Genomic DNA, 8,242 nt, shown 5'->3' with positions numbered 1-8,242 from the left:
TTATTTAAAATGCACAACGGGTTAAGTTTTATTTTGACAGATCATTTATAATCAACTGAAAAATCATAACTTTGTATCTTGTAAAAATTAGATAAAAAATATATTAAAATACTATGAATCCATTAATTGAAGAATTGACTTGGAGAGGACTGGTTCACAATATTATGCCAGGGACAGAAGAACAACTAAATAAAGAAATGACTTCTGGTTATGTAGGTTTCGATCCTACAGCAGATTCTCTTCACGTGGGAAGTTTGGTTCCTATTTTCTTATTGGTTCATTTGCAACGTCACGGTCATCGTCCAATCGCATTGGTGGGTGGTGCAACTGGTTTTATCGGTGATCCTACTGGTAAAGCAGCAGAGAGAAGTTTATTAGACGAAGAAACATTGAATAAATATGTTGCTGGAATTAAAGCACAATTGTCTCGTTTCTTAGATTTTGATACAAATAATGGAAATTCAGCTTTATTGGTGAATAACTATGATTGGATGAAAGATTTTTCATTCATCGATTTTGCGCGTAATGTAGGAAAACACATTACTGTAAATTATATGATGGCGAAAGATTCAGTAAAATCTAGACTTTCTTCTGAATCGAATGTCGGAATGTCTTTTACAGAATTTACATATCAATTGATTCAAGGATACGATTATTTACACTTGTACAAAGAATTAGGTGCGAAATTACAAATGGGAGGTTCTGATCAATGGGGAAATATCACAACAGGAACAGAGTTAATTCGTCGTACAGTACAAGGTGAAGCTTTTGCTTTTACTTGTCCATTAACAACTAAAGCGGACGGAACTAAATTTGGGAAATCGGAAGGTGGTGAAAATATTTGGTTAGATAAAAACCGTACTTCTCCTTATAAATTCTACCAATTTTGGTTAAATCAAGCGGATGCTGATGCTGAACGTTACATCAAAATTTATACGTTCTTAGAAAAAGAAGCGATTGATGATTTAATCGAGCGTCATCGTCAAGAGCCACATTTACGCGAATTACAACGTAAATTAGCAACTGAAATTACAATTTTAGTTCATGGTGTTGAAGAATTACGCAAAGCAGAAAAAGCATCTCAAGTTTTATTCGGAAAATCAACTTCAGAAGATTTGAAAGAATTAGATGGAGATACTTTCTTATCAGTTTTCGAAGGTGTGCCTCAAGCAACTATTGCAAAAACTGATATCGAAGCGGGATTGGATATTGTTACTGCTTTAGCAGAAAAATCAGGCTTCTTAAAATCAAATTCAGAAGCGCGTCGTGAATTAAAAGCAAACGCAATTTCTGTAAACAAAGAAAAAGTAGCGGAAGAATTTGTATTAACAACAGAAAATTTAATTGCTGATAAATATGTTTTATTACAAAAAGGTAAAAAGAATTATTTCATCTTAATTGTTGAATAATTTTTTAGATAAAACATTTCCAAAATAGAAAGCAAGCTGAATTAAGCTTGCTTTTTGTTTTGAAAACTATTTTTTTATCTCAATTCTGAAAGATAATTTTTTATGGCTTCTGAAAGATTTCCGGTTGAATTTTCTAAAACGCGTAAAAAAGCACTTCCTATAATTGCTCCATTTGCGTAATTCCAAGCTTTTTCTACATCAGCCTTTGTCGAAATCCCAAATCCAATTTGATGTGGTTTTGTTAAGCCTAGATTTTTAACATTTGACAAAAAATCTTCATTATAATTAGATTCTGTTGCACCTGTAGTTGCAGAACTAGAAACAATATAAACAAATCCAGAAGTTGCATCATTAATCTCTTTGATGCGTTTTTCTGTTGTTAAAGGTGTAATTAGAAAAGTAACTTTTTGATCGTATTTCTCAAATAATTCTTTGTGTTGTGCCAAGTAAATTTCGTACGGCATATCAGGTAAAATCAAGCCTGAAACTCCACTTTCTTGACAATTTTGTAAGAATTTTTCTAATCCAAATGTCATCACTTGATTGTAGTAACCCATCAAAACAATTGGTGCAGAAATTTCATTTTGAACCGATTTTAATTGCTCAAACAAAATATCTAATGTCATTCCATTTGCTAACGCTTTTTCGCTTGTAGCTTGTATTGTTGGACCATCAGCTAAAGGATCAGAATAAGGAATGCCGACTTCGATAATGTCAACATTATTTTGATCTAATTCTTTTAAAACAATAGGGGTATCCGATAAATTCGGATACCCAGCTGTTGTGTATATTGTAACGAGGTTTTTATTTTTTTGACTAAATAATTGCTCTAATTTGTTCATTTTTATTTTGCTTGTTTTAATAAGATTGTATAGACTGGAAAGTGGTCAGAATAACCGTTTGCACGATAAGTATCGCCGCTCCACATACGGTTAGGGAATCCTTTATACGCACCTTCTGTCGCTTTCAAATAATCTTTGTTGTAAATTTCAGTTTTGAAGATTTTATACGTTGAATAATCTTTATTTTTTGTAACCAATGAAGAAGTTGAGATAAATTGATCAAATAGATTCCAAGCATCACGATAAGCTAAAGTACCAATACCTTTTTTGTATAAAGGTAACATAGGATCGTAATATCCGTTATCCGAAACTTTAGCAATTTCTCCAGCCGGATCAAATGTATTTTTAATACTTGGAGAAATAGGATCATCATTAAAATCACCCATTGCAATTACTTTTGCATTTGGATTTTTAGATTTTAACTCATCAAAAATTCCTTTCATCACCTTTGCTGCTTCCATACGAGCTGGCATCGAAACTTTTTCTCCACCACTACGAGAAGGCCAGTGATTCACTAAAAAAGTGATTTCTTCACCGTCTAATAAACCTGTAACTTGTAGAATATCACGCGTATATTTGCGTTTACCTTCAGCATCATAATTGAAAATTGGATGAGGTCTTGCATCAATTACCTTGAAACGAGATTTTTGATACAATAAACCTGTATCAACTCCACGAGCATCAAACGAATTGAAATGAACAACACCATAATCGTATTTTTTCAAAGCAGAGCTTTTTGCTAAATCTTCTAAAGTTTCTCTTGTCTCGATCTCACAAATACCTACGATTACTGGAGCAGAGCCTGTAACATCTGCGCCTAATTCGCTAATAACTTTTGAAATATTATTGACTTTTTGGAAATATTTTTCTGTATTCCATCTTTTATTTCCGTTTGGTAAAAATTCTTCTTGAAGAATTAATGGACGGATAATTTTCTTTCCTTTTATATTTTCGTACGTATAACTTTGTTTGAATTCTTCTGTTTCGTACTTCGATATGTCAGATTCTGCAATCTGAATGTGATAATTTTTGTCATTAAAAGGTAAAGTTCCATTTACATATCCAACTGATTTTATGGTGTCAAAAAGATTTTCAACATTGTAAAAGGCTACAGTTGCACTTGAATATTTGCTTTGAGCTTTAACGTTTAACGTTAAGAATAAATTAAAAATTATTAATAAAGTTAAAGATTTATTAATTTTAAACATATGTTATTAATTATGAATTTACTAAATTTGTTGTCCTATTTTTTTCGATGAAGGAAATAGAGAGCTAATTTATAAATAAAAATTCGTTTGAATGAACAAATTATTGTTAAGTCTTTCAGTCTTTGCTGCAACTGTCGCTATGGCGCAGGCGCAAACAAAGGTTACTGGGGTAGCAAAAAATGCTGCTACAGGTGAAGAGGTTTATAACCTCACTGTACGTTTGGACGGAGGAGCAGTAAGCGATGCTGCTATCACCGATCGTATAGGGTATTTTCAGTTTGTAGATATTCTGGATGGAACGTACAAATTACAAGTTTATGGCGTGGGCTATGACCCATATGAAAAAGAAATCACTGTAGCAGGGCAAAAAGAGCTTGACTTAGGTGATATTAAATTAACATTTAATCCAAATACAGCAGAAGTTGGAATTATTACATTAACAGATGATGAATTATCTGATGATGAAAGTTCGACAGCTTCAAATTCAGGACTTTTACAATCTTCACGCGATGTTTTTGCTCGCGTTTCTGCGTACGAATTAGGTTCGTATTGGTTTAAACCAAGAGGTTTAGACAACAAATATAATGACGTATTATTTAATGGAGTTCGTATGAACAAAATGGATAATGGTCGTGCAACTTTTAATAACTGGGGAGGTTTGAATGATGTAACTCGTCGTCCAGATGAGTTAACATATGGAATCGAACCTTCTAATTATGCTTTTGGAGATTTAGGAGGTGTCACAAATTTTGATACTCGTCCTTCAACAATGCGTAAGGGAGTAAGTTTGGCTTATTCTAGTACAAATCGTTCATACAGAAATCGTGTAATGGCAACATACAATACAGGATTGATGGATAATGGTTGGGCATTTATGGTTTCGGGAAGTAGACGTTGGGCTGATGAAGGTATTATAGAAGGTACTTTTTATGATGCATATGCTTACTATTTAGGTGTTGAGAAAAAGTTTAATGAAAAACATACCTTAAACTTTACAAGTTTTGGTGCTCCAACTCGTCGTTCTACAGGTTCACCTAATACGCAAGAAGTTGTTGATTTGAAAGGTATTTACTATAATTCTTATTGGGGATGGCAAGATGGTGAAAAACGTAATGAACGTGTAAAGAAAACTTTCGAGCCTATTAATATGTTGACGCATCATTGGAATATTAATAATAAATCTAAATTAACGACAACTATTTCTTATCAATTTGGAAAAGAAAGTGGATCTCGTTTAGATTGGTTTAAAGCAAATAATCCTTCACCAACATATTACCGTAATATGCCGAGTTACTTAGCTTTTAATGGGGCGTCTGCTGATGCAATCGCAGAAAGAGAGCAATTATGGAGAAGTGGTCAAATCTCTCAGTTAGATTGGGCAAGTATGTATCGTGCGAATGAAAATAGTGCGACAGGAAGAGCTGCTTATTGGTTAACTGCAGATGTTAATGAAGATAAAACGGCTACGGCTTATACTAATTTTCAAACAGAATTAACTTCAAATATAGATTTAACAATTGCAGCATCTTATCAAAATACAAAATCTAAATTGTATCGTGAGATTCAAGATTTATTAGGTGCACAATATGTATTAAATGTAGATGATTTTAATGTGACGACAAATTTACCTGTTAATCATTTTTATAATTTCAACTTATTAGATCCCGATTATGTAGCTAAGAAAGGAGATAAACAAGAGTATTACTACGAAATTAATCGTGATTATGCAGATTTATTCGCGCAGTCTAAAATTAAATCTAAATACTTAGATGTTACTATTGGGATGAAAGCTGCTTTAACTAAGTTTTACCGTGATGGAAAGTTCCAAAATGAAATGTATAAAGACAATTCTTACGGAAAGAGTAAAACATATGATTTTGTAGACTTTGGTGTGAAATCTAACTTTTTAGTAAAATTAGATGGACGTAACTTTATTCAAGCAAATGTAATGTATCAGACAGAAGCACCAACTTCTGATGAGATTTTTCCAAATGCACGTCTTAATGATGTAACTGTTAATGGAATTGAAAGTGCTAAAATATTTTCAAGTGATTTATCTTATATTTTAAGAGCTCCACGTATCAAAGCTCGTGCGACGGCTTTTTATACTAGAACAAAAGATGAGATAGAGAAGGCTTTTGGATATATTGATGGTGTTTCGGATCAAATTTTTGTTTCTGAGGTGATGACAGGTGTTGGAAAAGAATATTTAGGAACTGAGTTGGCTGTAGAAGCGCAAGTTTTACCAGTTCTTACAGTTTCTGCTGTAGCTGCTATTGGACAATATGTATACAAAGACAATTCTGATTATAACCTATATTCTGATGAATTCGGGATTAATGGAATTCCTTACAAAAATTATGGAACTGCTTATTTAGAAAACTATAAACTTGCTTCTGGACCTCAATCAGGATTTACTTTAGGTGCTGAGTATCGTGATCCTAAATTTTGGTGGGTTGGTGTTTCTGGAAACTATTTAATGAACAATTATGCAGACCCTGCTCCTTTTAGAAGAACAATTAATTTTATTACCCAAAACGGGGTTCCAGTTAACGGAGTAACAGAAGAAGGGTTGAAAGAAGTTTTGAAACAAGAGAAGTTTAGTGATGAGTTTATGTTGAATATCAATTTAGGGAAAACGTTCCGTATTGGTAAATATTCAGCAGGGATTTCAGGAACAGTAAATAATGTACTGAATAATAAAAACTATGTTACAGGAGGTTTTGAACAAATGCGTACAGGTAATTATAATAATGCAATTGATAAAAACTACCAACGTATGTTTGGTTCAAAAATGTTCTACGGAATGGGAACAACTTATTTCGCTAACATTTATTTCAGATTTTAATTTTATTAACAACGAACACAATTTAAAATGAATACAATATCAAAATTAACAATAGCTGGTGTTTTAAGCTTAGGTTTATTTACAGCGCAATCTTGTGTGCAAGATGATGATTATGCAACACCTCCAATTGAATGTAATTTACCAAGTCCTAATATTTCTTTGGCTGATTTAGTTTCTAAAGTAACTGCTGGATCTATAAAATTAGATGCTAATAAAGCAATAGCAGAAGATTTAATCGTACAAGCATATGTTATATCTAGTGACGAAACGGGGAATTTTTTCAAAACGATTTCTTTACAAGATAAAGTTGAGAACCCTACAACAGGTATCCAAATAGAAATTGACGGAAGTAATTTATATAATTCTTATCCATTGGGAGCGCAAGTACAAATTAATTTGAAAGGGTTAATAGTTGCGAATGATCGTGGAGTAATGAAAATAGGTTCTGTAGATCCACAATATACTGTTGGTCGTATTCCAAGTGCTGTCATGTCAACTTATATGGTTAAAACATGTGAAGCAATCCAAACGATTAAACCAAAAGTTGTTTCTTCATTAACAGATGCTTTAAAACCTGAAAATCTAAATACATTAGTAACGATAGAGGGAGTTCAATTCAGTGATCCTGATGGAGATAAAACGTATGGGGTTTCAGGTGCAACAGTGAATAGAGTGATTGTGGATAAAAAAGGAAAAGAAACAGATTTACGTAACTCTGGCTACGCAACATGGTATGCAGATGTTTTACCTAAAAAAAGCGGGTCTATTACAGTAGTAGTTTCTCGATACAATTCAACTTATCAAGTATTTATTCGCGATACAAATGATGTGAAGTTTGATCAACCTCGTTTTGATGTAGGTGGAGGCCAAAATCCAGGTGGAGGCAATAATTCCGAAGCAGCAAATTTATTGTTCAAAGGTTCTGATTTCAATGTTTGGGCTGACTTTTTATCTTCTATTAACTCTTTTGGCTTAGTGAAAGATACCTATGCAACTAGCGGAGTTGGTGTTGGTAGAGATAACACAAATGCATTACTTTTAAAAGGAACACCAAAAGCAAATGATTACGTATTTACAACTATTGTAAATAATACAATTCCTGCAACTCCAAAGAAAATTACATTTTATGTAAAAGGAACATCTGGGAAATCATTGTCACTAAATGTGTATAAATCTGATAAAAAATACGTAGTATATAATGTAGGAGATTTATCGAATTCAAATGTATCTTTATCACCAATTGATGCAAATCAATATACAGGTAAAATTGATACTAAAGGCGAATGGGTTCTTGTTACTCTAAATATTGAAGGAGTAGATATTCAAAAAACTGCTGGTGAAAATATTTTTGCACTAAAAGTAGGAAAAGATGAAGCTTATGATTTAGTTATCGATAATATCAAAATTGACTAATTAATCAGTTTAAATATTATAATAAAAAAGGCAACCAATTGGTTGCCTTTTTTGTTTTTATTAGGTTAATATATTCCTAAATATTCTTCATTTTTTAACGTGATTTCACTTTCTGAAATGTATAAAATTCAAATAAAAATTATCTGTTAATGAGTATCGATTTTAATTTTATAAAAAAAAATAAAAAAAAGATTTATTAATCATTTAATAATGGATAATTGATAAAAATAAAGCAATGTATGTCTTATTTGGATAAAATGTTAATTATGTATCATTCGTTTTTTCTATAGGAAATAGTGTTCAGATTTGTTACCCTATTTTATAAAAATAAGACTATGAAGAGAATTGGATATCCTAACAAAACTTCCGTAGTAAGAAAAGATATAAGACACCCGTTGTGCATTTTGATTAATAAATAATATAGTTGTTCATTTCATTGAAAATAAGTAAATTAATTTAACTTTAAAACATTTACAATGAACAACTTAGTTGCTAATTATGAAAGAATATTGGAAGTTCTAC

At 31.9% G+C, this 8,242-nt stretch carries 5 protein-coding genes; 3 read left to right on the top strand and 2 right to left on the bottom strand.

The window, feature by feature from the left end:
* Positions 1-113 precede the first annotated feature (113 nt).
* Positions 114-1,409 carry a tyrosine--tRNA ligase gene (gene tyrS, locus B4L98_RS04005; protein WP_280050042.1) on the top strand — a complete coding sequence of 432 codons (1,296 nt, stop codon included), beginning with the start codon at positions 114-116 and terminating at the stop codon, positions 1,407-1,409.
* 74 nt (positions 1,410-1,483) lie between these two features.
* Here tyrS and trpA read toward each other — a convergent pair whose 3' ends face one another.
* Positions 1,484-2,251: a tryptophan synthase subunit alpha gene (gene trpA, locus B4L98_RS04000; RefSeq protein ID WP_280037094.1), complete on the bottom strand. Its 768-nt coding sequence runs from the start codon at positions 2,249-2,251 to the stop codon at positions 1,484-1,486.
* 2 nt (positions 2,252-2,253) lie between these two features.
* On the bottom strand, positions 2,254-3,459 hold the full coding sequence (locus B4L98_RS03995; RefSeq protein ID WP_038337145.1) for an endonuclease: 1,206 nt from the start codon (positions 3,457-3,459) through the stop codon (positions 2,254-2,256).
* Positions 3,460-3,550: 91 nt separating this feature from the next.
* On the opposite strand from B4L98_RS03995, the gene B4L98_RS03990 reads away from it, so the two are divergent.
* Both B4L98_RS03990 and B4L98_RS03985 read left to right on the top strand, forming a co-directional pair.
* Positions 3,551-6,307, top strand: a complete 2,757-nt coding sequence (locus B4L98_RS03990; RefSeq protein WP_291077602.1) for a carboxypeptidase regulatory-like domain-containing protein — start codon at positions 3,551-3,553, stop codon at positions 6,305-6,307.
* 27 nt (positions 6,308-6,334) lie between these two features.
* Entirely contained in the window at positions 6,335-7,720 is a 1,386-nt protein-coding gene (locus B4L98_RS03985) for a DUF5689 domain-containing protein (RefSeq protein ID WP_291071213.1), read from the top strand.
* The last annotated feature ends 522 nt before the right edge of the window (positions 7,721-8,242 follow it).

The organism is Empedobacter sp. UBA5528, from assembly GCF_002426075.1.
Taxonomy (GTDB): Bacteria; Bacteroidota; Bacteroidia; order Flavobacteriales; family Weeksellaceae; genus Empedobacter; species Empedobacter falsenii_B.
Note: the sequence above shows the minus strand (reverse complement) of the source record. Positions and strands in the feature narration are given on the sequence as shown.